This window comes from Aeromonas sp. s12, assembly GCF_040907925.1.
In the GTDB taxonomy this organism is placed as follows: Bacteria; Pseudomonadota; Gammaproteobacteria; order Enterobacterales; family Aeromonadaceae; genus Aeromonas; species Aeromonas veronii.
The window spans coordinates 259,007-285,272 of the sequence record NZ_JBFOCT010000022.1; the positions used below are offsets into that span (position 1 = coordinate 259,007).

Annotated in this window: 20 protein-coding genes; 8 read left to right on the forward strand and 12 right to left on the reverse strand. The window is 59.2% G+C overall.

Annotated elements, in window-relative coordinates; genetic code table 11:
• Positions 1–12: 12 nt before the first annotated feature.
• Genes hisB through hisIE form a run of 5 tightly spaced genes read left to right on the forward strand, consistent with a single transcriptional unit; the run spans position 13 to position 3,946 of the window.
• Positions 13–1,122 carry a bifunctional histidinol-phosphatase/imidazoleglycerol-phosphate dehydratase HisB gene (hisB, locus tag AB5Y67_RS10900; RefSeq protein ID WP_199427972.1) on the forward strand — a complete coding sequence of 370 codons (1,110 nt, stop codon included), beginning with the start codon at positions 13–15 and terminating at the stop codon, positions 1,120–1,122.
• Positions 1,122–1,763, forward strand: a complete 642-nt coding sequence (gene hisH / locus AB5Y67_RS10905; RefSeq protein WP_199427973.1) for an imidazole glycerol phosphate synthase subunit HisH — start codon at positions 1,122–1,124, stop codon at positions 1,761–1,763. The genes hisB and hisH overlap by 1 nt, the downstream gene beginning before the upstream one ends.
• Positions 1,764–1,768: 5 nt before the next feature.
• Positions 1,769–2,530, forward strand: a complete 762-nt coding sequence (gene hisA, locus AB5Y67_RS10910) for a 1-(5-phosphoribosyl)-5-[(5-phosphoribosylamino)methylideneamino]imidazole-4-carboxamide isomerase (protein ID WP_199427974.1) — start codon at positions 1,769–1,771, stop codon at positions 2,528–2,530.
• Positions 2,530–3,303: an imidazole glycerol phosphate synthase subunit HisF gene (hisF, locus tag AB5Y67_RS10915; protein WP_199427975.1), complete on the forward strand. Its 774-nt coding sequence runs from the start codon at positions 2,530–2,532 to the stop codon at positions 3,301–3,303. Before hisA ends, hisF begins: the two co-directional genes overlap by 1 nt.
• Positions 3,296–3,946, forward strand: coding sequence for a bifunctional phosphoribosyl-AMP cyclohydrolase/phosphoribosyl-ATP diphosphatase HisIE (gene hisIE, locus AB5Y67_RS10920; RefSeq protein WP_199427976.1), 651 nt, complete (start codon positions 3,296–3,298; stop codon positions 3,944–3,946). Before hisF ends, hisIE begins: the two co-directional genes overlap by 8 nt.
• Before the next feature lie 39 nt (positions 3,947–3,985).
• On the opposite strand, the gene AB5Y67_RS10925 is transcribed toward hisIE, so the two are convergent.
• Positions 3,986–5,476, reverse strand: a complete 1,491-nt coding sequence (locus AB5Y67_RS10925; protein ID WP_368207716.1) for a P-loop NTPase fold protein — start codon at positions 5,474–5,476, stop codon at positions 3,986–3,988.
• A 354-nt stretch (positions 5,477–5,830) separates the two neighbouring features.
• Here AB5Y67_RS10925 and AB5Y67_RS10930 point away from each other — a divergent pair, with 354 nt between their 5' ends.
• Entirely contained in the window at positions 5,831–7,120 is a 1,290-nt protein-coding gene (locus AB5Y67_RS10930) for a sensor domain-containing diguanylate cyclase (RefSeq protein WP_199427978.1), read from the forward strand.
• An 86-nt stretch (positions 7,121–7,206) separates the two neighbouring features.
• Here AB5Y67_RS10930 and AB5Y67_RS10935 read toward each other — a convergent pair whose 3' ends face one another.
• Complete coding sequence (locus AB5Y67_RS10935) at positions 7,207–8,829, reverse strand: acyl-CoA synthetase (protein ID WP_199427979.1); 1,623 nt, start codon at positions 8,827–8,829, stop codon at positions 7,207–7,209.
• Positions 8,830–9,496: 667 nt separating this feature from the next.
• On the opposite strand from AB5Y67_RS10935, the gene AB5Y67_RS10940 reads away from it, so the two are divergent.
• Positions 9,497–11,023, forward strand: a complete 1,527-nt coding sequence (locus tag AB5Y67_RS10940) for a YfcC family protein (protein ID WP_199427980.1) — start codon at positions 9,497–9,499, stop codon at positions 11,021–11,023.
• Positions 11,024–11,085: 62 nt separating this feature from the next.
• Here the strand turns inward: AB5Y67_RS10940 and AB5Y67_RS10945 are convergent, their stop codons facing one another.
• A complete protein-coding gene (locus tag AB5Y67_RS10945; RefSeq protein WP_005345660.1) occupies positions 11,086–11,274 on the reverse strand; it encodes a hypothetical protein in 189 nt (62 codons plus the stop codon).
• Positions 11,275–11,775: 501 nt separating this feature from the next.
• Between AB5Y67_RS10945 and AB5Y67_RS10950 the strand changes: the two genes are divergently transcribed.
• Entirely contained in the window at positions 11,776–12,315 is a 540-nt protein-coding gene (locus tag AB5Y67_RS10950; RefSeq protein WP_199427981.1) for a glycine zipper 2TM domain-containing protein, read from the forward strand.
• Between the two features lie 116 nt (positions 12,316–12,431).
• Here AB5Y67_RS10950 and xdhC read toward each other — a convergent pair whose 3' ends face one another.
• The 9 genes from xdhC to ssnA form a co-directional block, all read right to left on the reverse strand.
• Positions 12,432–12,917 (reverse strand): xanthine dehydrogenase iron sulfur-binding subunit XdhC, encoded by a 486-nt coding sequence (gene xdhC / locus AB5Y67_RS10955; RefSeq protein WP_064338009.1) that lies wholly within the window; start codon positions 12,915–12,917, stop codon positions 12,432–12,434.
• On the reverse strand, positions 12,914–13,792 hold the full coding sequence (gene xdhB, locus AB5Y67_RS10960; protein ID WP_064338010.1) for a xanthine dehydrogenase FAD-binding subunit XdhB: 879 nt from the start codon (positions 13,790–13,792) through the stop codon (positions 12,914–12,916). The genes xdhC and xdhB overlap by 4 nt, the downstream gene beginning before the upstream one ends.
• On the reverse strand, positions 13,785–16,103 hold the full coding sequence (xdhA, locus tag AB5Y67_RS10965; RefSeq protein WP_368207719.1) for a xanthine dehydrogenase molybdenum-binding subunit XdhA: 2,319 nt from the start codon (positions 16,101–16,103) through the stop codon (positions 13,785–13,787). The genes xdhB and xdhA overlap by 8 nt, the downstream gene beginning before the upstream one ends.
• Before the next feature lie 393 nt (positions 16,104–16,496).
• Positions 16,497–17,798 (reverse strand): NCS2 family permease, encoded by a 1,302-nt coding sequence (locus tag AB5Y67_RS10970; RefSeq protein WP_180343373.1) that lies wholly within the window; start codon positions 17,796–17,798, stop codon positions 16,497–16,499.
• 396 nt (positions 17,799–18,194) lie between these two features.
• Positions 18,195–19,511, reverse strand: coding sequence for a guanine deaminase (gene guaD, locus AB5Y67_RS10975; protein ID WP_151285969.1), 1,317 nt, complete (start codon positions 19,509–19,511; stop codon positions 18,195–18,197).
• Between the two features lie 52 nt (positions 19,512–19,563).
• Positions 19,564–21,087 (reverse strand): nucleobase:cation symporter-2 family protein, encoded by a 1,524-nt coding sequence (locus AB5Y67_RS10980; protein ID WP_151285968.1) that lies wholly within the window; start codon positions 21,085–21,087, stop codon positions 19,564–19,566.
• A 95-nt stretch (positions 21,088–21,182) separates the two neighbouring features.
• Complete coding sequence (locus AB5Y67_RS10985; RefSeq protein ID WP_270819650.1) at positions 21,183–24,080, reverse strand: molybdopterin-dependent oxidoreductase Mo/Fe-S-binding subunit; 2,898 nt, start codon at positions 24,078–24,080, stop codon at positions 21,183–21,185.
• Positions 24,077–24,853, reverse strand: coding sequence for a molybdopterin-dependent oxidoreductase FAD-binding subunit (gene ygfM / locus AB5Y67_RS10990; RefSeq protein WP_270819649.1), 777 nt, complete (start codon positions 24,851–24,853; stop codon positions 24,077–24,079). Before ygfM ends, AB5Y67_RS10985 begins: the two co-directional genes overlap by 4 nt.
• Positions 24,854–24,933: 80 nt before the next feature.
• On the reverse strand, positions 24,934–26,262 hold the full coding sequence (gene ssnA, locus AB5Y67_RS10995; RefSeq protein ID WP_270819648.1) for a putative aminohydrolase SsnA: 1,329 nt from the start codon (positions 26,260–26,262) through the stop codon (positions 24,934–24,936).
• Between the last annotated feature and the right edge of the window lie 4 nt (positions 26,263–26,266).

The following is a 26,266-nucleotide window of genomic DNA, read 5'->3' on the forward strand; positions in this document are numbered from 1 at the left end:
AAGGATGTAGCGATGAAGACCCCGTTTTTGTTTATCGACCGCGACGGCACCCTGATTGAAGAGCCGGTGACCGACAAGCAGGTGGATAGCCTCGCCAAGCTGCGCTTCGAGCCCATGGTCATTCCGGTGCTGCGCGAGTTGCAGGCCGCCGGCTACGTGCTGGTGATGGTGACCAATCAGGATGGGCTGGGCACCGCCAGCCTGCCGCTGGAGAACTTCCAGCCACCCCACGACCTGATGATGCACCTGTTTGAATCGCAAGGGGTGAAGTGGGAACAGGTGCTGATCTGCCCCCACTTTCCCACCGACGGCTGCAGCTGCCGCAAGCCCCACCTCGGGCTGGTGAAAGAGTACCTCGCCTCGGGTCGTATCGACTTTGCCAACTCCTTCGTTATTGGTGACAGACAGACCGATCTGCAGCTTGCCGAGAACATGGGCATTGGCGGTATTCGCTACCACCCGCAGGATCACAACTGGCTCGCCATCCGTGATCAGCTGTTATCCAAAGGCCGCGTAGCCTCGGTGGAACGCTACACCAAGGAGACCCGTATTAAGGTGGCCCTAGATTTGGACAAGAGCGGTGGCAACCAGATCGCCACCGGTATCGGCTTCTTTGATCACATGCTGGATCAGATTGCCACCCACGCCGGTTTCCAGCTCAAGCTGAACGTCAGCGGTGATCTGCATATCGACGATCACCACACGGTGGAAGACGTCGGACTGGCGCTGGGTCAGGCACTGCGTCAGGCCCTTGGCAACAAGCGCGGTATCGGCCGTTTCGGCTTCGTGCTGGCGATGGACGAGGTGCAGGCGGTGATCGATGCGCGCCCGCTGACCGAGCAGGAGGTAAGCACAGCGCTGGACTTGAGCGGTCGCCCCTACTTCGTGTTCGACTGCCCGAGCGGCTTTGGCCGCGACAACGTGGGCGAGATGGCCACCGAGATGGTGCCCCACTTCTTCCGCTCTTTGTCGGACGCCATGGCCATCACATTGCAGATGAAGGTGGGCAGCGGCAACACCCACCATCAGGTGGAGGCGCTGTTCAAAGGCTTTGGCCGCGCCCTGCGTCAGGCTATTCGGGTGGAAGGGAGCGAGCTCCCCTCCAGCAAGGGAGTGCTGTGATGGATGTGAGCAAGCAGAAGCTGGTCATTATCGATACCGGCTGTGCAAATCTGGCCTCGGTCAGAATGGCGTTCGAACGCCTCGGCGTGCAGCCGCTGGTCTCAAGCGTGGCGGCCGATATCGAGCAGGCGGACAAGCTGATCCTGCCCGGTGTCGGCACCGCGGTGGCCGCCATGAAGAACCTCAATGAGCGGGGGCTGGTGCCGCTCATTCGCGCCGCCAAGCAGCCGCTGCTGGGCTTTTGCCTCGGCATGCAGATGCTGGCGGAGGCCTCCGAAGAGAACATGAGTGCCGATGGCAGTGAAGGCGATCTCATCGACTGCCTTGGCATAGTGCCAGGCAAGATCCGGCTGATGGAGGTGGGTAACCTGCGCCTGCCCCATATGGGCTGGAACCAGATTGAGCATGACGAGACCCATCCTCTGCTCAAGGGGATCCCGAGCGGCAGCTACTTCTACTTCGTGCACTCCTATGCGCTGGAGGTGACCGAAGCGACGCTGGCGACCTGCGACTATGGCCAGCCGTTTACCGCCATCGTCGGTGGGGTTGCAGAGCACAGCAACTTCTTCGGCGCCCAATTCCACCCGGAGCGCTCAGGCGCAGCCGGTGCCCGTTTGCTGCAAAATTTTCTGGAGCTGTGACTAGCATGATCATTCCCGCAATTGACCTTATCAACGGTCAGGTAGTTCGCCTCTATCAGGGGGATTACGAGCAGAAGACCGAATACAGCAGCAGCCCGCAGGCCCGCTTCGATGAATATGTCTCTCAGGGAGCGGTGCAGCTCCATCTGGTGGATCTGGACGGTGCCAAGGATGCCAAGGCGCGCCAGCTGCCCCTGCTGACCCAACTGCTGTCAGCCACCGAAGCGCCGGTGCAGGTCGGCGGCGGCGTGCGCACGGAACAAGATGTTGCAGATCTGCTGGCCGCCGGTGCCAGCCGGGTGGTGATTGGCTCAACCGCCGTCAAATCCCCGGATCTGGTAGCGAGCTGGATGGAGAAATATGGCCCCGAGCAGATCGTGCTGGCGCTGGACGTCAATATCGATACCCAGGGCAATCGCCATATCGCGGTGGCGGGCTGGCAGGAGAACAGCGGCGTGACCATCGAAGCACTGATCGAGCGCTTCCTCCCCGCCGGGCTCAAGCATGTGCTCTGCACCGACATCAGCCGTGACGGCACCCTGGCTGGCACCAACGTCGAACTCTATCGGGATCTCTGCGCCCGCTACCCGAGCGTCGCCTTTCAAGCCTCCGGCGGCATTGGCGGCATCGCGGATATCGAGGCGCTCAAGGGCTCCGGCGTCAAGGGGATCATCCTTGGCCGTGCCCTGCTGGAAGGCAAATTCTCGGTGGGTGACGCCATCGCCTGCTGGCAAGCCCCCGCATCTGATACCACAGGAGGCAACTGATGCTGGCAAGACGCATTATCCCCTGCCTCGACGTGAAAGATGGCGTGGTGGTCAAAGGGGTGCAATTTCGCAACCACGAGGTGATGGGCGGCATTGTCGAGCTGGCGCGCCGCTACGCCGAAGAGGGCGCTGACGAGCTGGTGTTCTACGATATCACCGCCTCCAGCGATGCGCGGGTAGTGGACAAGAGCTGGGTAAGCCGGGTAGCGGAGGTGATCGATATCCCCTTCTGCGTTGCCGGTGGCATCAAAAGCGTGGAAGATGCCCGCCAGATCCTCGAATTTGGCGCCGACAAGGTCTCCATCAACTCTCCGGCCCTTGCCGACCCGACTCTGATCAGCCGACTGGCCGAGCGCTTTGGCGTGCAGTGCGTGGTGGTGGGCATTGACTCCTACTTCGACGCCGACACGGGCTACTATCAGGTCAAACAGTTTACCGGTGACGAGAGCCGCACCCGCACCACCGCCTGGCACACTCTCGACTGGGTGCAGGAGGTGCAAAAGCGCGGCGCGGGCGAAATCGTGCTGAACGTGATGAATCAGGACGGCATGCGTCAGGGTTATGATCTCGACCAGCTCAAGCTGGTACGCAGCGTCTGCAAGGTGCCGCTGATCGCCTCCGGCGGCGCCGGTGCCATGGCGCACTTTCGCGATGCCTTCACCCTCGCCGATGTGGACGGGGCGCTGGCCGCCTCTGTGTTCCACAAGGGCCTTATCCCCATTCCCGAATTGAAACGCTGGCTGAAAACCGAAGGAGTCGCCATCCGTGAATAACTTCTCTGAAAATGCACAAACAACCGCCAGCGCGCGCCCTCTTGCCGAGCAGCTCGACTGGGAAAAATGCGATGGCATGATCCCCGCCATCGTCCAACACGCCGCCAGCGGCGAGGTGCTGATGCAGGGCTTTATGACCCGCGAGGCGCTGGAAAAGACCCAGACTACCGGTCAGGTCACCTTCTTTAGCCGCAGCAAACAGCGGCTCTGGACCAAGGGTGAAAGCTCGGGCAATGTGCTCCAACTCGTGGCCATCAGCACCGACTGCGATCAGGACTCCCTGCTGATTGCCGCCAACCCCGTCGGCCCCACCTGCCACAAGGGCACTACCTCCTGCTTTAACGGCCACCCGCTGCCCCCCCTCGGTTTTCTGGCAGAGCTGGAGCAGGTGCTGGCGGCACGCAAAGGGGCCGATCCGGCCACCAGCTACACCGCCAGCCTTTACGGCAAAGGCACCAAGCGCATCGCCCAGAAGGTAGGTGAGGAAGGTGTGGAAGTGGCGCTGGCCGCCATGGCCAAGGATCGGGAGGAGCTCATCAACGAATCCGCCGATCTGCTCTACCACCTGACCGTGCTGCTGCAAAACGAAGGGCTGGTATTAAAGGATGTGGTACAGCGGCTTTATGAGCGGCATAATAAATAAATTTTCTTATTGATTAACGGGCTATTTGGCCCGTTAATCTCATTCAAATGAGATAGCTAACTCAACCCAGCTTCTATATACCGACATATCTAATCTGGATTTTTCATATAGCTCTGCATTTAAAATGTAATACTTCAAAGCCTCGCTATGCTCATCTCTAGTAAACCGAGGATGTTGATCAATTAAAATTTTATTTTGACCTAATAAATGAGCAGATGCATTATCGTGTTCACCAAGATAACCCCAAAGATAGTCTCTAATTAAATTTTCAATTTTAATACTATAGTCGCCAGCAACAAATTCGACTCCCTGTACTGTTCTCATCGAGAGATCTATTGATCCTTGCAGTTCATTTAATGCTTTTGGCTTTATTTCCTGCATTTTTACACTTTCCAGTTTCTGTCTACTTCTTGCCATTGTGATTATCATTTCATAATCGGATGGTTTTATCTCATGTAATGCAAGCATATAAGCCAAGAAGACTACATTAATATCGTCTTTCTCTAAATTTAAAAGTACCAATGTCATACGGTCAATTAACTTCTCAGTACTTCGCAAAGATAAGTGGCATGCATCAGATATAGATGACAATACTGTGGTAATAGCTTCTATATTTAACCCTTTAGGCCAGACCTTATCAAAAGAATGATCTACAAGTACACTATTAGATAAATTACTTTCTATAAAATGTCGTTTTGAGCCAGCTAACAAGCTAAAGCGCCTACTAAAAAAACGACTTAAATATGTATGTGCATCAAAATCAGCGCCGTAAATCACCTTCACTGCATGTTGCAACTGCTCGGTATCCGTTGCCAATACAAAAACAACTTTGGGAATGTCAAATATATGCTTTATTGTTTCCAGCATTTCTACCGCATAGGAGGGGCGGCAGCGATCCAGTTCATCAATCAAAATAAAAGCGGGATAATCAAGCTCTCCATTACCTAATCCAACAGCACCTTCAACCCATTGCCTTATCTCTTGTTTAAGATACTGAATAGATTCATAACGCTCTTTGTGATTACTACAAAGCGTATCAACCAGCCTGTCTGCGTCTTCTCCTTCCACAGAAAAGTCACTATCTTCCCATCCAGCTTTTTTAATGGCTGACTTGAGCACCAATTTCCCGCCCACTTTGAGTAAACCCAATAGTTTGGACTTGATGCCATCAGGTATTGCTACCTTATTTCCTGTTGCATCTCTCAATTGATCGATAATCGATGAAATCACCGTCAATAAGGGATCATCGGAAAAGTCCTGCTGCCAAGCATCGATATAGACAGTGGGATAGTGCGCTTTCAGCTCCATATACCAGCGCTTGATAAACCAGGTTTTACCCGCGCCCCACTCCGCATTGAGATTGAGCACATAGTTGCGCTGCTTGCCTTCGGCGGCCAGGTAGTTGGTCAGAAACTCTGCATAGCGGGCACGATCAAGCCGATCGGCACTCAAACTCTCTTCGCTACCCGCAATGGCCCCCGGCCCGTCCCACTGAACTGCGTCATCCCAATTAAACGGTGCCACTGCCATCTCGTATCTCTCCATATTGCGTTGCTGAGGATGATATCAGGGGCACAGTGAAAATAGTTTGATTAAAGACCTGTTTGTTGCCCTTTCTACCGCTCGGAGTGGCGCATTTGATTGCCGGGCAATTTCTCTGCTGCTGGCCCACGATGCCGGGCCGATATGAGTGGGACGGTTATCTGAATAGCAACGGACTCAGTTGATTTCCTTTGACCACACCAACGATGACAATCGTGTGACATGGCGCAGATCCTGCGGAAATAAACGCGAAATATGGCCTGTGAAGTGCTTAATTTAAACAGTTGGTACATATATTCGCGCTGTATACAACGACGCCCTTAACCAAGGATGGTTAACTCCATGAAGGATGAACCCTTCTCCATTCGATTACAGCATGAGCTGGATCACCTCAAAGCCATCTTCAACGAGACGGACGCCTACATGTTCACCAAGGATCTGGCGGGCCGTTACACCTATGCCAATCAAGCGGTGCTGGATCTCTTTGGCTGCACCCTCGCCGAGTTGCAGGGACAGGATGATCGGGCTTTTTTTGATCTCGAATTCTCGGATGCGATTCAGCGCAACGACCAACTGGTACTGGAGCAGCAGCTTGCCCTCGCCCAGGAGGAGATCAACTACCTCAAATCCACCGGGGAAAAGCGCTGCTACTGGACTGTTAAAAAGCCCATCCATGACAAGGATGGCAACCTGATCGGCCTGTGCGGCATCTCCACCGATATCACCGAACACAAGTTGATCGAAGCGCGGCTGGCGGAGCAGCACCAGTTGCTGGAGCTCATCCTCGCCAACGTGGATGCCCATATCTATATGAAGGACAGCCTGCACCGCTTTCTCTACGTCAACCAAAAGGTCGCCGATCTGCTTGGCCTTCCTGCCGAGCAGATCATCAACCGGCGCGATGACGAGGTGATCCCGGCTGCCAGCGCCTGCCAGCTGTGGCGGCTGGACAACCGGGTATTCGAAACCGGCGAGCTGCAAGCCGGAGAAGAGACGCTGACCGATATCGAGGGCAATCAGCACTACTACTGGTCGGTCAAGGTGCCCTTTCTGCTGGGGGATGGCACCCCGACCCTGATCGGTATCTCCTCCGATATCACCGAGCTGCACCAGCTCAAGGAGCAGCTACACCAGCAGTCGGTGCGCGATGGCCTCACCGGTCTCTACAACCGCCGTTTCTTTTTCGAAATGTGCGAGAAGAACCTCAGTCTGGACATGCGCCACCACCTCACCTCGGTGCTGATGGTGCTGGATGTGGATCAGTTCAAGTGCATCAACGATCGCTTCGGGCATCCCCTTGGGGATAGCGCGCTAATGCATCTGGGCAGGGTGATGCAATCGGTGCTGCGCAGCGAAGATGTGTTGGCCCGCATCGGCGGTGACGAGTTTGCCATCTTGCTGCCCAACACCACCCTCTTGGCCGCCGCATCCCTAGCCGAGCGGCTGCGCCTGCAGGTGATGCAAAGCCCGCTGCCCCTGCCCGATGGGGATAAGCTGGTCATCACCATCAGCGCCGGACTGGTGGAAAATGGCGAAGGGGAGCTGATGGAGAGCCTCTACGCCCGCGCCGATCAGATGCTCTATCAGGCCAAACAGAGCGGCCGCAACTGCGTTGCCTGCAAGGCTCCCTAGCCACACCACGGGAGGGCCAGCAGCCCTCCAGACCCCTTGTATCTCCCTCCTATGAATGGCTGTGCTGGCTCCTTACGAACAGGCCGCTACCCCAGCTGTTTGCGCAACACGAATTTTTGCACCTTGCCGGTCGAGGTTTTCGGCAGCGGGGTGAAGATGATGCGTTTAGGGGCCTTGAAGTGGGCCATCTGCTCCCGGCAAAAGGCGATCAGCTCCGCCTGGGTAGTCTCTCGCCCCTCTTTCAGTTTCACGAAGGCGCAGGGCACCTCCCCCCACTTCTCATCGGGCATGGCGATCACCGCCGCTTCGTCCACATCGGGATGGCGATAGAGCACATCTTCCACCTCCAAACTGGAGATATTCTCCCCGCCGGAGATGATGATGTCCTTGGATCTGTCCTTGATCTCCACATAACCATCCGGGTGCCATACCGCCAGATCGCCACTGCGAAACCACCCCTCCGCCATCGCCTCGGCACTGGCCGCCGGATTTTTGAGATAGCCCTTCATCACCACATTACCGCGCAGCACTATCTCCCCCATGGTTTTGCCATCTTTGGCCACCGGTTCGCCGCTGACCGGATTGATGACCCGCATCTCCCCCTGCAGAGGCGACGCAACCCCCTGGCGCGCCTTGAGGCGGGAGAGCGCAGTGGCATCCTGCCCCTGCCAGCTTCTTTGCGGTTCGCACAACACGCAAGGGCCATAGGTTTCGGTCAGGCCATAGACGTGGGTCACAGCGATCCCCATCGCCTCCATCCCGGCGATCACGGTGGCGGGGGGCGCAGCGCCAGCGGTCATCACCTTGATGGGGTGATCCAGCCCCTGCTTGAGCGCAGGATCGGCATTATTGAGCATATTGAGCACGATGGGCGCCGCGCAGAAGTGGCTCACCTTGTGCTCGTGCAGCGCCTCATAAATGGCGGCCGCCTGCACATGCCGCAGGCAGACGCTCACCCCGGCGGTGGCCGCCAGCGTCCAGGGGAAGCACCAGCCGTTGCAGTGAAACATCGGCAAGGTCCAGAGGTAGACGGGATGTTTGGGCAGCTCCCAGGAGAGCACATTGTTGATGGCGTTGAGGTGGGCACCACGATGGTGATAAACCACCCCCTTGGGGTTGCCGGTGGTGCCGGAGGTGTAGTTAAGGGAGATAGCCTGCCACTCATCTTGCGGCAACCAGCCGGGCTCATCGCCGTTACCAGTGGCAATAAAGGTCTCATAGTCGAGGTCACTGACAAGCGCCCCCTCCCGGTAGAGGGGATCGTCGATGGCGATGACCAGCGGTTGGCGCTCCAGCAGATCCAGCGCCTTGCGCACCACGGCACCAAACTCCCTGTCCACCAGCACTACCTTGCTCTGGGCATGCTGGAAGATAAAAGCCATCGACTCGGCATCGAGCCGGGTATTGATGGTGTTGAGCACGGCGCCGCTCATGGGCACCCCGAAGTGCGCTTCAAACATCGCCGGGATATTGGGCGCAACGATGGAGACGGTATCCCCCTCCCCGATGCCGCGAAGCCTCAGGGCCGAGGCCAGCTGGCGGCAACGGCGGGCGGTCTCGCCCCAGCTCTGGCGCAGCGGGCCGTGGATCAGCGCCGGATAGTCGGGATAGACCCGCTCCGCCCGCCCCAAAAAGCTGATGGGGGTCAGGGCCTCGAAATTGGCGGCGGTTTTGGCAAGGTCGCGCTCATAGATGTTCTGCACTGTCATCGGATTCCTTCCTCACAAGTGGCACAAAACGGGCTGTTCCGGGATGATTCAGAGATCAGCAAGCGACATGGGCATCCTGCCCGTTACTGGTCTCTTATGGGGATGACAGCCTAACAGTGAGCCTGCGGCGGCAGGTATTAGCAAAACGTCTTAGACAGGGGCAGCCTGCTGCCAACAGAGGCCCCTGTTTTCGTTGCAAAAAAAATATTTCATTACGGGAAAGCGTGCCATTTTTTTCACAAGCTGTTTTTGGCGAATAGCGAAAAATGACGATAACGGAATATTATTCCGTCAAAACTGCTTTATATGTCATTTCATTCATCTCGGCACGCACTATTTTCATGACCTTTATTTAAGGTAAACCGCATAAAACGAAAGCTGAAATAGTTATTGCATAACAACTTTTATTTCATATCAGCTGTTAAATCCATGGAAAATAAATTTTGTGAGCCATCCCATAAAGCGAGCATGGTGAGATGTTCATCAAGCCGCGCACGGGTTACGGTTACAACGTGAAACAATCTACCGGATGTTCAATATCAGGCCAGATTTCTCGCCAATCACTACGCAATCCACAGTGAATTCGCGTACCTTGGATGTATGACGCAGAAACCCTATCGACCCGATATTCCGCCGAGCCCAAACCTGCTTTATCAAGGAGCATTTTATGTGTGCCGTGCCGAATACCACACCACGCAGACAATTCCCTACTGCATTTACCATTCTGTTTCTTATTATGTTGCTGGCCATTGCGCTGACCTGGATAATTCCGGCGGGCGCCTATGCCAAACTCTCTTATAATCCGGCCAGTGAAAGCCTGATGGTCAATAGCCCACAGGGGGAAATAAGCCGACTTCCCGCAACCCAGGATGCCCTGGCAAAACTCAATATCAATATTGCGGTAGAGCAATTTACCAACGGCACCATCCGCAAGCCCATCGCCATTCCCGGCACCTATGCACGGCTGGAGCAAGCACCCAAGGGGCTCGGTGACGTGGCGGTCAGCATGGTCAAGGGCACCATAGAGGGGGCGGATATCATCGTCTTTATTCTGGTGCTCGGGGGGCTGATCGGCGTCATCAACAAGACAGGAGCCTTCAGTGCGGGGCTTGTCGCCCTCTCACACAAGACCCGGGGCAACGAGTTCCTGTTTGTGGCGCTGGTCTGCTTCGTAATGGCGCTGGGAGGCACCACCTGCGGACTGGAGGAAGAGGCGGTCGCCTTCTACCCCATACTGGTGCCCATCTTTCTGGCGCTCGGCTATGACTCCATCGTCTGCGTAGGGGCCATCTTCCTCGCCGCCTCCATGGGAACCACCTTCTCCACCATCAATCCCTTCTCGGTGGTAATCGCCTCCAATGCCGCCGGCATTCCCTTTACCGAGGGGCTGATCTTTCGCGCCATTGGCTGTCTGGTGGGCACCCTGGTGGTGATCGGTTATCTCTACTGGTACTGCAAGAAGATCAAGGCCACCCCGGCCTTCTCCTACACCTATGAGGACAGAGAGAGCTTTCGCGCCCGTTTTCTCAAAGAGGGCTCTATGGACGAAGGGGTGCCCTTCACCCTGCGCCGCAAGATTATTCTGACCCTGTTTATCCTCGCCTTCCCATTGATGGTGTGGGGCGTCTCCATGGCCGGTTGGTGGTTTCCGCAAATGGCGGCCTCCTTCCTGACCATCGCCATCATCATCATTTTTATCTCGGGTCTCAAAGAGAAGGAGGCAGTCGAGGCCTTTACTCAGGGGGCGTCGGAGCTGGTGGCGGTCTCCCTCATCATCGGGCTGGCACGGGGGGTCAATCTGGTGCTGGATCAGGGGATGATCTCGGACACCATTCTGGCCTACGCCTCCGATCTGGTCTCCGGCATGCACGGCGCCGTGTTCGCGGTGGCGCAGATGCTGGTGTTCACCCTGCTGGGGCTGGTGGTGCCCTCCTCCTCGGGGCTCGCAGTGCTCTCCATGCCCATCATGGCGCCGCTGGCGGATACTGTGATGATCCCCCGCTATATCGTGGTGTCGGCCTACAACTGGGGGCAATACGCCATGCTGTTTCTGGCCCCCACCGGACTGGTGCTGGTCACTCTGCAGATGCTCGGCATCCAGTTCAACAAGTGGGTCAAGTTCGTGCTGCCCATGGTGGGCTTTGTGCTGGGATTTGGCGCTCTGATGCTGGTGGCGCAAGTGATGTTGGCCTGATAGGCCTGTGATACATGAGTGACAACACCCCGTGCCTGGCGCGGGGTGTTCTTTTGTCAGTCTTAGTGGCGCACCCGCCCCTGCTGGCGAAAGCAGTAGAGCTTGAGGCTGATGTCGGCGATATCGGCAGGAAGCTCCTCTCCCTGCTCGGCCAGGGGCCGGTAGAGGGATGAAAGCAGACGTTCGGCCTGCTGCACCGTGATGATGTTGGCCTGGATGGCCGGGGTGATCCAGCTGGGTAACATTGACATATCTCCCCCTCGTTAATCCGGTGATCTCGGGTGAACCTCTTCATTTCAGGTCTTACGCGGTTGTCTGCCGACCCGTTCACCCTTTGCTTCACTCAATCAAAGCAAAATGCTTGCCGTGATCTCTTATCGGCTAACATCCGATGGGGCTGGAGCCATTTATCAACCACTTGCGTGGCCATCTCAACGAACAGAGCCCTTGTTCAAGACCTCCCTTGACCTGTCCCCGTCAGCACTTTGCCACTCTGGCATTCTGCTCACCGCCCGCCTTGCAAATTGCGACTCGAATTGCCCCTTATCACAAAAGCAAAGCCCGCCATGCGTCGGAAACTGGTCACTTTTAGTCCGTTGTCGCCAAAGCCAGACACTTTTTCATGGTGGCTGTTTTTTGACCTTGCCAGCGCCTGTCGCAGGCCCATCCCCCTCGCCTTGTCCGGCCAGCCGGTTGTGACAAGATGACGCCAGATTGGAACAGCCCGTATGGGTATGCAGGAGAACAACAAGATGAACAGATCCATGATGGCAGGTATCGGTATTGGCATCGCCTCGGCCCTGGCACTCTCGGCCGCGGCCAGCGGCTCCCTCTTTACACCACAACCCACCTTTGCCGAGGTGATCGCCAGCAAGCCGATCACCGAGACCATCAAGACTCCCCGACAGGAGTGTCGCAACGTCACCGTGACCCACCGCAAGCCGATACAGGATGAGCACAAGATCCTCGGCACAGTGGTTGGCGCAGCGCTGGGTGGCGTGGTCGGCCACCAGTTTGGTGGCGGCAGTGGCAAGAAGGTGGCCACCGCTGCCGGGGCAGTCGCGGGTGGCTATGCCGGTAATCAGGTGCAGGGCAATATGCAGGCGGGCGATACCTACACCACCACCGAACAGCGCTGCAAGACGGTGCAGGATACGAGCGTCAACACCATAGGTTATGACGTGACCTATCGCCTCGCAGGTCAGGAGGGGGTGATCCGCATGAAGCAAGCCCCGGGCGCCACCATTCCGGTCAAAGATGGCAAATTGGTGATCGACCAGCCAAAAGTGTGATTTCTCCTGACCCCACTCAGCAGCAGGCCCGCCTCTTTCGAGGCGGGCCTGTGTTTTTGGGCGGCTTGATTTCCTTTTTTCAAACAACGGCACTCAGGCTCATTGCGCCCAGTCAGTTACCCCTTGCAGCACTTTTTCACCGCCCGCACAACGTTCTGATACCCGGTGCAGCGGCACAGATTCCCCGATAGCCCGCGGCGGATCTCCGCATCGGTCAGCGGACGGCGCTCGGTCTTGTCGAGCAGGGCGGCGCTCGCCATCACAAGGCCCGGGGTGCAAAAACCGCACTGCACCGCCCCCTCATCGATAAAGGCCTGCTGTACATCGGAGAGTACATTCCCCTTACGCTCCCCCTCCACGGTGCGAATGGATTTGCCATCGGCCCAGACCGCCAGATAGAGGCAGCTGTCGATGGCAGTGCCATTCACCCGCACGGTACAGGCGCCGCACTCACCGACACTGCACCCCTCTTTCACACTGATCAGCCCCTGCCCACGCAGGAAGTGGAGCAGCGACATGGTGGGCGGCACAGCATAAGAGTAAGGTTTGCCGTTGATCTCGCACTGGATCTCCACGGCGGGACAGCTTTGCGGTTGCATCATAGGATCTTCCCTCCGGCACGTTCGACTGCGCAGGCGACCACCCGCTGCGCCAGGGTTTTGATAAGGTGCAGGCGAAACTCCTTTTCTGCCCGCCAGGAGGAGCGCGGCGCCACATCGGCTACCACCGCCTCGGCAATCGCTGCCAGTGTGGCGCGAGTCAGGGGTTGCCCTTCGGCCGCCGCTTCCGCGTGAGGGGTGCGCACCGGCGTCGGTGCCGCCACGCCGTAAGCAAGCCGCAAGCGCTTGAAGTGGCCATCCTCAATCTGGCAGTAGGCGGCGCAGCCGATGGTGGCGATATCCATGGCATCGCGCATGGCGTACTTGAAATAGTGGGAGCCCACATGGGGGTGTGAGTCCGGGGCAAAGTGAAACGCCACCAGAATGTCCGCCGGTTGCAGCGCCACCTTGCCAGGGCCGGTGTGAAAACCGGCGATGGGGATGCGGCGTGTGCCATCGGGCCCCGCAATTTCCAGCTCTGCTTCCAGCGCGACAGTCGGCGCTGCCGAGTCTGCACTGGTGGCGCCATTGCAGATATTGCCGCCATAGGTGGCAACGTTGCGGATCTGCGGGCCGGCGATGGTGGCAGCCGCTTCCGCCAGCATCGGCAGGCGGCGCTGTACCAGTTCGTTCTCGATGAGCTCGGTAAAGGTGGTGCCGGAGCCGATGCGGATCGACCCATCAGGCAACTCGCACACCCCTTTGAGTTCGGGCAAGTCGTGAATATCGACGATATGACGATAGGCTGCGTTGAGGTGATGCAGCTGGATCATCACATCGGTGCCACCGGCCAAGAGACGCGCCTCAGAGTCGGCCTGACGCAGGGCGACCGCCTCGGCCACACTGTGCGCCTTGTAGTAACGGGCAATATCAAACATGGTGTTGCTCCTCCCCTGCTCCCTCGCCAATCAGACCCGCCGCGACAAACTCCCGAAACAGGGTTTTGGGGGTGATAGGCAGCTCGTTGATGGCGACGCCGGTCGCCATGCGGATGGCGTTACGAATAGCAGGGCCCGGCGAGATGATGGGCGGTTCCCCCAGGGATTTGTGGCCATAGACCGACTGGGGTTCATAGGTCTGCACGAAGTCGCACTCAAGCTCTGGCAAATCCAGCATAGTGGGGAACTTGTAGTCGAGCAGGTTGGGGTTGCGCACCACGCCGCTCTTGGTGTCGATGGTCATCTCCTCGAACAGCGACCAGCCGATCCCCATCCCCATGCCGCCGTGCACCTGCCCCTCCGCCAGCTGCGGGTTGAGGATCTTGCCTGCATCGTGCAGGTTGATGATGCGATTGATGGTCACCTTGCAGAGATCGATATCAACGCTGAGATCGACAAACGTGCATCCGAAACTGGGCGGGTTGGTGGTGGTCTTGTGGGAGACCTCGGAGGTGATCTGGCCGCCGATAGTGAGGTGGTAATAGGCGTTGACCGACACCTCGGCGACGCTGATCAGCACCTTGTCCGGCGCACCGGCCAGCACCACGTAGCCGTCGATCAGGGTCAGCGACCCTACATCCTGATGGCAGAGCTGGGCCGCCAGCGACAAAATGCGGGCCCGCAACTGCAGCGCCGCCTGATGGATGGCGGGGGCTGCCACATAGCTCTGGCGCGAGGCGAACGAGCCAGGATCATAGGCGGTGATGTCGGTATCCTGAGTCGAAATGACCCGGATCTGCTCAAACGGGATTCCCAATGTCTGGGCCGCCATCTGGGCAAAGACGGTATCCGACCCCTGCCCTATCTCGGTGGCACCGATCTGCAGATTGACGGTGCCATCCTGATTGAGCAGCATGCGGGCGCCGGCAATTTCGACCCCCACCGGATAGGTGTTGGAGCCGTAGCTAAAGCACGCTACCCCGATGCCACGCCGCACCCGGCTGGCAGGATCCTGCCCCAGACACTCGGCCTTGAGTCGATCCCACTCGAACATCTCGCGGCCACGCAGCAGGCAGTCCGGCAACCCGGCGCTGTAGATGGTCTTCTGGTTGACCTGATTGACGTCCCCTTCCCTCGCCACGTTGGCAATGCGCACATCAAGCGGATCCAGCCCCAGTTCGGCGCAGGCGTCATCCAGCATGCATTCAAGGGCAAATATCACCTGCGGCGCGCCGTAACCGCGCATGGCACCGGCGGTGGGCAGGTTGCTGTAGAAGGTTTTGGCGTCATAACCGAAGGCGCTGCGCGGATAGAGGTAGCTGATCTTGTTGGCCCCTGCGCTGGCGATGGAGTGGCCGTGGGAGGCATAGCCGCCGGTGTTGGAGAGCACGTCGAGCTGATACCCCCTGAGGGTGCCATCCCGGTTGATACCGAGGGTGCCATCGATGGCAAAGCCATGGCGGGTGCGGGAAGCAAAGAAGCACTCCTCCCGGCTCAAGGTAACCTTGACCGGCACACCGCCAAGCTTGTAGCTCAGAAACGCCGCCATCGGCTCTTCCAGCACATCCTGCTTGTTGCCAAAGCCGCCGCCCATGTAGGGCTTGATCACCCGCACGCTGGACCAGGGTAGGCCGAGGGATTTGGCCACCCGGCTGCGCACAATCTGGGGGATCTGGGTACTGCTGACCACTATGATGTGGTCCGGCTGATCCATATAGGCGTAGCAGGTCACCGTCTCCAGATGGCAGTGCTGCACCACCGGCGTCTGATAGTGCGCCTTGAACTGCAGATCCGCTGCTGCGATTGCCTGTTCCGGCTCACCCGCCCGGATCTGGCTTTGCCGCAGCAGGTTGCCATTCGGATGGATGGGATAAGCATCCTCGGCCAGCGCACTGTGGGCATCCGTCATCACCGGCAGCGGTTCGTAGGTCACCTTGACCAGGGCGGCAGCCTTCTCGGCGACCAGCGGATCGCGCGCCACCACGATGGCGACCCCATCACCAAAGTGACGCACATGGTCGGTGAGCAGACGCCGGTCTTTCACATCCCGTTTCGCCTCATCGAGAGACCAAGCGTGACCGGCGGTGCGAAAACAGGTGGTGGGCACATCTTCATGGGTAAACACGGCTTCGACCCCGTGCAGCGCCAGCGCTTCGGTCGCATCGATGGCGAGCACCTTGCCGTGGGCAATATTGCTTCTCACGTACTTGGCGTGGCGCATCCCGAGCATGATGTTGTCATCTGTATAGCGGGCGCTGCCGGTCACCTTGGCCTCGGCATCCACCCGCTTGAGCGGTAATCCTATGGACATATGCAAGTCCTTTTTCGAATGGAAAAATCTGGAACCGGCATAAAAAACAGCAAGATATGCGCCTGTTTCCCGCCATCGTCAGGAGAATGGGGAGAAGTGTGAAGGGGATCCCATCTAGCCCGCTTTTGTTGGCTCGCAGCGACAAGCCAGGGGCAGCCCCTGAGCAAACGGGGCACATCAGCGGTGAAAAAAGCGGCAGAGCGAGGAGAGCAAGGGTGGGAGCCTATCAATCTGGTAGGGGGATTTATCAAAATGGTATCGCGATGAGACCACCCAACTACGGAGACGACCGAGACGTGATAGCCAGCCAAGACAGGCTGAGCAACGCAGACATAAAAAGCCGCAGGCATAAAAATGGGACCGCCAGTGCGGCCCCAAACGGGCGGGTTATCCCTAAATAGCCCATCCTCCAGCATAAAAGAGCACCAGTGCCAGGGCGATGACCACGGTGCCGACGTTGAGTTTGTGCCACTCCTTCGAGCAGATGCGGCCGATCACCAGCGAGCTGAAGCCAAGCATGATGCCGGTGACAATATTGCAGGTGAGCACGATAAAGACAGCGCACACCAGCCCGGACATGGCCCCGACAAAGTCATCGAAATCGAGCTTGGTGACATTGCTCAGCATCAAGAGCCCCACATACATCAGGGCCGGTGCGGTGGCATAGGCGGGCACCAGATAGGAGAGCGGTGAGAGGAACAGCATCAGCAGGAAGAGGCCGCCGACCACGGTCGCGGTCAGGCCGGTTTTGCCCCCCGCCGCCGTGCCCGCGGCCGATTCGATATAGACGGCAGCCGGAGCCGCCCCCACCAGACTGGAGAAGATGCTGCTGACCGAGTCGGCACTGAGCGCCTTGCCGCTGTTGATGATATGACCATCCTTATCGAGCAGGTTGGCTTGGCCCGCCACGGCGCGGATGGTGCCTGTGGCATCAAATACCGCCGTCATCACCAGCGCCAGCACGCTGGGCAGCACCAGCGGCGAGAGGGCCCCCATGATATCCAGACTGAAGATGAGGGACTTGCCCTGATCGTCCGAGAGGCTCGGCAGGGCGAACAGTCCCTGATACTTCACCGCCGGATCGAAAATCAGGCCGAAGATTGAGATGGCGATGATCACCAGCAGGATCCCCCCCGGTACTCTCAGCTTCTCCAGCCCGAAGATCACCGCAAGGCCGATCAGGGACATAATGACCGGCATGGAGGTAAAAGCCCCCAGCGCCACCGGCAGCCCCTCCAGCGGGTTCTTGATCACCAGCCCCACCCCGTTGGCAGCGATAAGCAGCAAGAAGAGACCAATCCCGATGCCGGTACCGTGGGCAATTCCCATCGGCAGGTTGTCGAGTATCCAGCTACGCACCCCGGTCACCGAGATGGCGGTAAACAGCACCCCCATCAGGAAAACGGCCCCCAACGCCACCGGAATGGGGATCTGCTGCCCCAGCACCAGACTGAAGGCAGTAAACGCCGTGAGGGAAATAGCGCAGCCGATGGCCATCGGCAGCTTGGCCCAGAGCCCCATCAAGAGCGAACCGAAACCCGCCACCAGACAGGTGGCCACAAACACGGCGCCGGGAGGAAAGCCCGCCTTGCCGAGCATGCTCGGCACCACTATCACCGAGTAGACCATGGCAAGGAAGGTGGTGAGGCCCGCCAGAACCTCCTGTCTGACATTGCTGCCCCGCTCGCTGATCATAAAGTAGCGATCAAGAGCCGTGAGCGGCTGTTGCTTTGGTGCGCTCTGGCTGGCGTCATCATTGGCCAGCTGTTCCACGCTGTTTGTCCTGCTGTTTGCTTGGGTCATACCCAACTCCTTCACACGCGCCTGAATGTTCCATGACGAAATGGCGACAGGATCTGCGGATCTGCCTCGCGCCAGTCTGATGAGAAACAGGCGATGGTGGCAGAAGATGCGACAGACAGACCAGGGCAGGCAGCCTTGACTCAAACGTTTGCCTTGCTGATCAAAAAAACCGGGCCATTTCACGTTCTATGCGGGGAGATCCCCTGTGGTGCGGCAAGACTGGCCTCCTGTTGGGTACGCCAGCCGCCGTATTCGTCGGGGCTGCGCCGCGGCAGCCCACTCCAGCCCCTACCCCCGTTCATGCACCAGTTGGCCATCCACATAGGTGCGGTAGATGGATCTGTCATCTCCCAGGGTCAACAGCACAAAGAGCTTGTCCCGCAGGGTGGTGGAGTTGTCATAACGCAACTGCTGCAGCGGGGTGGCGACCGGGTCGAGCACCACGAAGTCCGCCTCCTTGCCCACCGCAAAGCTGCCGATCTTCTCATCCAGCCCCAGCGAATGGGCGCCGCCCAGGGTGGCCAGATAGAAGGCCTGATAGGCCGAGAGCCGCTCACCCTGCAACTGCATCACCTTGTAGGCCTCGTTGAGGGTCTGCAGCATATTGAAGGTGGTGCCCGCGCCGATGTCGGTGCCCATCCCCACCTTCACCTGCTTGCGCCACGCCTTGTGCAACTTGAAGAGACCGCTGCCCAGATAAAGATTCGATGTGGGGCAGAAGGCGATGGTGGAGCCGGTCTCTTTCAGGCAATCCCACTCCTGCTCTTCCAGATGGACGCAGTGGGCAAACACACAGTTGTGGCCGGTCAGGCCATGCTGGTGATAGACATCGAGATAACCCTTGTGCGCCGGAAAGAGGGATTTGACCCAGGCGATCTCGTCCTTGTTCTCGCACAGATGGGTGTGCAGATAGGTGGTGGGAAACTCTTCGCGCAGTCGCCGCGCCATCGTCAGCTGCTCGGGTGTCGAGGTGGGTGCAAATCGTGGTGTGATGGCATAGAGCAGGCGACCATTGCCGTGCCAGCGCTCGATAAGCTGCTTGCTCTGCACATAACTGCTCTGCGCGGTATCGAGCAGATAATCTGGCGCGTTGCGATCCATCATCACCTTGCCGGCGATCATCCGCATATTGATGCGACTGGCCGCCTCGAACAGGGCATCCACCGACTCGGGGTGAACGGTGCCGAACACCAGCGCCGTGGTAGTGCCGTTTCGCAGCAACTGCTTGATAAAGAAGGTGGACATCTCGCGGGCATACTCGAGATCGTTGTAACGCCGCTCGGCCGGGAAGGTGTGGCGGTTGAGCCACTCCAGCAGTTGCTCGCCATAGGCCCCCACCATCTCGCTCTGGGGATAGTGAATGTGCGTATCGACAAAGCCCGGCACTATCATCTTGCCGCGGTAATCGCGCACCCGCACCTCGGCCGGAATGCGATCTTTCCCCTCCTCCCACTCACCAAACCAGTCGATGCAGCCGTTGCGAATGATCAGCAGGCCATCCTCGATAAGGCGCGCGTTGGACTCAATCTCCTCGGGCTGATCCACCACCCGGGTAATATCGAAGAAGCTGCCGCGTACCGCTTTGACAGAGTTGTCGTTTTTCATAACCGTTTCCCTGTTTTGCTTGTTCTGTTGACGTTTTTTGCCGGTTTAACCGTCAGATCCGTTCCACCTGTGGCGCCACCGCCTGCCCGGGCACTGGCTCTGGTGAACCCTCCCCCTTGCTGGCCGATGGCTGGCCCGCACTGCGGGCGGTAAAGATCACATCCGGCTTGTCGCTCAGCTGGATCACCTCCACCGCCTCGGCATCCCTGACGGCCGCCTTGCGCTTTCGGCTTTGCGGCAACACCAGATTCATGATGATGGCGGTGATGCCGCCGGCGCAGATGGGGTTCTCCACCAGCATGTAGATACCCGCTGGCAGCACCTTGAAGACGTTCGGGTCATAGGAGACACCGAGCCCAAGACCCAGCGAAGTGGCGACAATCAGGGTCTCCCGCCGATCGAAACCGTGGCTGATGATGATGCGACCACCGGCGATGGCGATCATGGAGAACATGATGACCATGGCGCCCCCCATCACAGGTGACGGTATGGTGGTAAAGAAGCGCCCCACAACCGGGAAGAGCCCCAGCAGCACCAGAATAACGGCGATAAACTTGCCCACGTGGCGCGAGGCCACCCCGGTCATCTGGATGACGCCGTTGTTCTGGGCAAAGGTGGTGAGCGGCAGGGAACCGAGGGCCGAGGCAATGACCGAGACCAACCCGTCCGCCAGCACGCCGCCGGAGAGCCGCTTTTGAAATTCAGGCCCCTGAATATCCCGGTGGGAGACCATGGCGGTGGCGGTGATGTCCCCCACCGCCTCCAGCACGCTCAACAGATAGATGGTGCCCGCTAACATAAAGGCGTGAAAATCGAAGGAGAAACCGTACTTGAACGGGATCGGCACCGTAATAAGCGGCAGGTTCTCAAGGGCGGAGAAATCCACCATGCCGAGCATCAGGGCCACCGCATAGCCAACCATCAGACCGATGGCGATGCCGCTCATCCGCAGCAGCGGGCTTCGGCTGCAGTTGAAGGCGACGATGACGCAGAGCACCAAGAGCCCCAGCCCGATGTTCTCATATTTGCCAAAGGTACCGCTGCTCATGGCGGAGAAGCCGCCGCCAAAGTCGATGATCCCCACCTTGATAAGGCTCAGGCCAATCATCAGCACCACCACACCGCTCACGGTCGGGGTGATCACCCGCTTGAGGTAGGGCAGCACGAAGGAGGAGCCCATCACCAGAAAGGCGCCGACAAAAGAGACCCCGAGCAGGGTCGAGACGATCAGCTCCTCGTGGATGCCATCTTTTTTCATGGCGCCGCCGAGGGCGATCATCACGGTCACGAAGGAGAAGTTGACCGACTGGATGGAGAGCAGCCCCGAACCTATGGGGCCATAGCGGTTTACCTGCAGCCAGGTGCCGATACCGGAGGCGATCATCGCCATGGAAACCAGATAGGCGGTGGTCTCGGTGGAGAGGCCCAGGGCGCCGCCGACGATCAGCGCCGGGGTCACCATGGGAACAAAAATGGCCAGCAGATGGGTCACTGCGCCCATCAGGGTTTGATAAAACGGGGGTTTGTCTTCCAGCTCGTAAATGAGATCCGAGTGCTTGCGTGTTGTTTTAGACATCGTATTTGTCCCATCACACAGAATGTAGGCGGAGTACTCATTCCACCGTCAGGCGCTGGGGGCGAGCTGGCGCCCGCCCCTCACCTTTTCTTTTGTTATGCCGACACTTTTTGCTCCAGCTTGCCCAGTTCGCGCAGGATCTGCTCCGGCGTGAAGTGCCACTTGCGCAGCCAGACACCGCAGGCATCGTGGATGGCGGTGGCGATGGCGGGCGCGGCCCCGTTCACCCCGATCTCCGAGATGGACTTGGCGCCGTAAGGGCCGACCTTGTCATCACTCGGTACCAGGAAGGCCCGGAAGTCGCGCGGAATATCGCCAATCTTGGGCGCGCCATAGCTCTTGAGGTCCCGGGTGAGCGGGATGCCCTTGCTGTCGTAGCAGATCTCCTCGCTCATGGTGTGGCCGATGGCCCGCATGGTCGCCCCGTAGATCTGGCCGAGCGCCAGTTCCGGGTTGATGGGGGTACCACAGTCGAGCAGAGCGTAGAACTTGTCGAGCCGGATCTCGCCGGTTCTGACGTTGACCGCCACCTCGGCGAAGTTGGCCCCATACGGGAAGGCAAGCTCAGAGGTGATGTAGCTGGCAGTGCCCACCAGAATGCCGAAGCCGGTACCTGTCTCCGCTTTGTGGGCCAGCTTGGCGAGGCTCACCTCCCCCTGCTTGCCGCGCACGATCCCCGGGTGAACCAGCTCCACATCCTCCACCGGCTCGCCCAGCATGGCGGCGCCGTGGAACAGGATCTTCGCCTTGAGGTTCTCTGCCGCCATCTTGGCCGCATTGCCGGAGAAGCAGGTACCTGACGAGGCGTAGGCCCCCTTGTCGAATAGCGCATGGTCGGTATCGCCAGAGATGACGTGCACATCGCTGAGCGGGCAACCGAGCACCTCGGCGGTCAGCTTGGCCACCACGGTATCGAGGCCGGTGCCGATATCGGCGCCACCGGAGTGGACGATAAAGGTGCCGTCCGATTCCAGCTTGACCATGCAGTTGGCCTGATCGATATCGGGGATCCCCGATTTTTGCATGATGATGGCGACGCCACGACCGATGCGCCAATCCCCGTCGGCGGGTTTGGGACTATCCCAGGCAATCAGTTCGCGACCCTGTTTGAGGATGGGTTCGAGGGCACAGCTGGCCGCATGGGGCACCGAAGTGGGCATCTTGCCCTCGCCGATGGCACCCAGCACCTTGAGGATGTCCCCTTCGTGCACCCGGTTGTGCTCCACCATGTCAAGCTGATCGATGCCCAGTTTCTCGGCAAGTTCGGCAATCGCCATGGTCAGGGCAAAGTTGCCCTTGGGAGCGCCGTAACCCTGATAGGCCCCGGTCGGACAGATGTTGCTGTAGTAGGTGTTGACGGTAAAGCGCACGTTGTCGCACGGATAGAGCGGCAGGGAGAGCGCCGGGCCGTTGCTCGGCACCGTCAATGAGTGGTTGCCGTAAGGGCCGGTGTTGGCGCGAAAATCCATGTCGATGGCGGTGATGGTGCCATCTTTTTTGGCCCCCACTTTCACCTTCACCTTAGCCACGTGGCGGGAGGTGTTGCTGATGAACTCCTCTTCACGGGTGTAGCGGAAGGTGACCGGACGGCCGGTGACCTTGGTCGCCCAGGCGCACACCTCTTCCAGCAGGATATCCTGCTTGGAGCCAAAGCCGCCCCCTACCCGCTCCTTGATCACATGCACCTGGTGCTGCTTCATGCCGACAATGCGCGCCACCTGACGGCGCACGTGCCACGGCACCTGAGTGGATGCGTGAATAACCAGACGATCCCCATCCATGTAGGTGAAGCAGATGTGCGGCTCGGTCGGGCACTGCTGGGCCTGGGTCGATTCGTAGGTGCGCTCGACAATCTCGTCCGCCTCGGCAAAGCCTTTGGCCACATCGCCGATCTGGCCATGGACGCTGGCGGCCAGGTTCTCGTGCGGGCGGGAGCCGATGGGGAAGTTGATGATCATGTGCTCGTCACCGCGACGTACCGAGCTGGCGTTCTGCTGCTCGAGATCCGCCGGCGCCCCTGCCATGTAGACGATGGACTCGTCGTGCACCAGGGGTGCGTTGGGAGCCATCGCCTCATCGATGTTCATGACCGCAGGCAGCACCTGATATTCGACCTCGATGAGTTTGAGCGCAGCCAATGCGATGGCTTCGCTCTCGGCCACCACGGCGGAGACCCGGTCACCGACGTGACGCACCTTGCGGCTGAACATACGGCGATCGAGCGGTGACGGCTCGGGAGCACTCTGACCACCCGGTGTGTAAAACACATCCGGGCAGTTGAGGTGGGTGATAACATGCACGACGCCCGGCAGCGCCTCGGCGCGGCTCACGTCGAGTTTGGTGATCACCGCATGGGGATGGGGACTGCGCAGCATCTTGATGATCAGCGCATCCTCAGTAACCCGATCCTCCACGTAGCAGGGCTTGGCCTGCACCATCTTGGCGGCGTCCACTTTCGGACAGCTCTTGCCGATATGGCGCAAATCGTCGCGAAACTCGGGAGCGATCTGGCACAGGTAATCGGGATCCTTCATCCGTGAACAGGCAAGCTCGATGGCCTGATAGAACTGCTGATAACCGCCATCGCGGTGAAACAGGCCCGAGAGGGCATCGTCGATTTGATCACGGGTGGGCTCGGGGTGGCGATCAAGCAGGTCGGTGACGATGAGCGCGGCGGCCGGATCGTTGTAGCCGGACTGCACCACCCCCACGTCCACCATCGCCTGCTGTACCAGACTGAGCTGGTTCCAGCTGCCGAGCGACTCGGCGGTGCGCACGTCGGATCCATCCAGCTGGGCGGCGATCAGCAGGGAGGCGTTGATCACCTTGCCGTTGAAGAGAATGGCATCTGAGCCGGCAAAGCCAAAACCGTCGTCGCTGTTGCGCACCGAGTGCATCCGGCACTGGTTGAACAGCACCCGCTGGGCATTCTCGCCAGCCGCGGTGATGACGGTGCGCAGGGCACCGTTCAGGGTAAAGTTGAGTTCCATCATGCTTGCACCTCCTGCTGCTGGCAGTCCACCAGCAGATCCGCTACCACTACACCGGTGATATACCGCTTGTAACTTATGCTGCCCGCCAGATCCTCACGGGGCGAAATCAGCTCACTCACGGCGGCCTCCAGCGCGGCATCGTGCAGATCGCGGCGCTCCAGATCCCGCAGGCGCATCGGCTGCGGGGTGACGCCAGCGACGGCCACCCGCATCTCGCCAATGCTGTCGAGGGCCACCGCGGCGGTCATCACCGCCAGGCCATCGGCATTGCGGCTGATGCGGCGGGTGGTGCAGCGCAGTTCCGGTTCCGGCAGCACCACTCCCAGCACCAGGGCATTGCGCTGCCCCGCCAGATAGGCGTCGATGGGTTGCAGCAGGTTGTTTTCAAGCACTACTACCGCTTCGAGCACCAGCAGCACCGGCAGCAAGGGGGAATCCTGCTGCTGGCAGGCAATCTCGCCGCCGATGGTGGCCTGATTGCGCAGATGGCGGGAGTAGACAAACCCCAGCGCCTCGCACAGGGCGGCCGGGGTACGGGGATCATCTTTCAGGGTCTGCAGGGTAACGGTAGCGCCGATATGGAGCTGGCCGTGCTGCTGCTCAATCTGGCCAAGTCCGAGCTTGTCCAGCGAGATGGCGACCTTCTTGTCGGTGCGGGTCGGGGCTGCGTTGAGCTTGCTGCCGCCCCCCATGTAGACGGCGTCGTTGCCAAAGCGGGCCTTGAGTTCCAAAGCCTGACCCAGTTGCTCGGGTCGGAAGAATTGCTCAATCATGTGTCGTCCTTACTCTTGCTGCCCGCCGCCGGGAAAATCCACAAGGCGGGCAATTCAGTCCAAACGTGCGGAGGGTGGCCTCAGGCCAGCTGATCCATCCGTTGCCACAGGCGGCTCGCCACCTTGCTGGCCTGCTGATAAATGGGCTCGACGTCAAAGGCGAACTCGCGATCCTGATAGACCATGCGCCCCTCGACCATCACGCTGTTGACGCTGGCAGAGCCCATGCCAAAGGCGAGATGGCCGCCGAGGTTGCGCGGTGCCAGCGGGGTCGGTGCGGCGTAGTCGCAGATGGTGAGGTCAGCCTTGTAACCCGGCTCCAGGCGGCCAAATTTAGCGCCGAAGTTGCGCTCCAGCAGGGTGTTGCCGTTCCAGAGGAACCGGGCAAAGCTGTCGGGCCAGAGCGCTCCGCCGGCATCCTTGTGTTTGAAGTAGGCGAACTTGAGCTCTTCGAGCATGTCGGAGCCGATACCATCGGTGCCGAGCGCCAGATTGCGATACTCCGGCAGGTGCATGTTGTAGCCCACGTGGTTGTTCATGTTGGAGCGGGCGTTATGCACCAGGAAGGCATCGCGGCTGTTGAGCAGCTCGATGTCAGCCGGGCTCAGGTAGATGCCGTGGGCGATCAGAGTCTTGCTGTCGATAAGGCCAAACTCGTCCAGCCGGGCGATGGGCTCCTTGCCATAGTGGTGGTGGCCGTGGGCCATGTCGTAGCGGTCTTCCGCCACATGGATATGCAGACCACGACCGGTGACCTGCCGCGCTTCGCGCAGCATGGCCAGCCCCTCGTCGGGTACGGTGAAGGGTGCGTGAGCGCCGATATGGGCCTCCACCAGATAGGGTTCGTTCCCCTTGGCTTTGGCCGCATCGATCTGTTGGGCAAAGAGGATGTTCTCCTCCACCCCGGCCTGCAGCTCGGCGAGGCCGCCGTTGCGATCCGTAGTCTCGAAGCAGGTCATGCCGCGCAGACCCGCCTCCACAAACCCTTTGCGCAATACATTCAACGATCCCTTGATGAAGTTGGGCGACGCGTGGTGGTCGATCACCGCGCTGCAACCGCTCTTGATTGCTTCCAGCGAGCAGATGAGGCCGCTGTAGTAGAGGGACTCCTCATCGAGCGCCCGATCGAGCCGCCACCAGAGGTTTTTCAGGGTGGAGATAAAGTCCGGGCAGGGGGCGATGTTGGCCATGATCCCCCGCGACAGGCCTGAGTAGAAGTGGTTGTGGGCACAGACGATGCCCGGCATCACCAGCTTGCCCCCCATCTCCCGATAGTTGGCCTCCGGGTAGAGGGCCCGCAGATTGGGCCCCACCGCTTTGATAAGGGTGCCTTCGATGGCGATATCCACCCCTTCCAGCACCCGGGTCGGCTCCAGCTGGACGGCGGTGACGTTCTTCAGAATAAACATGGTG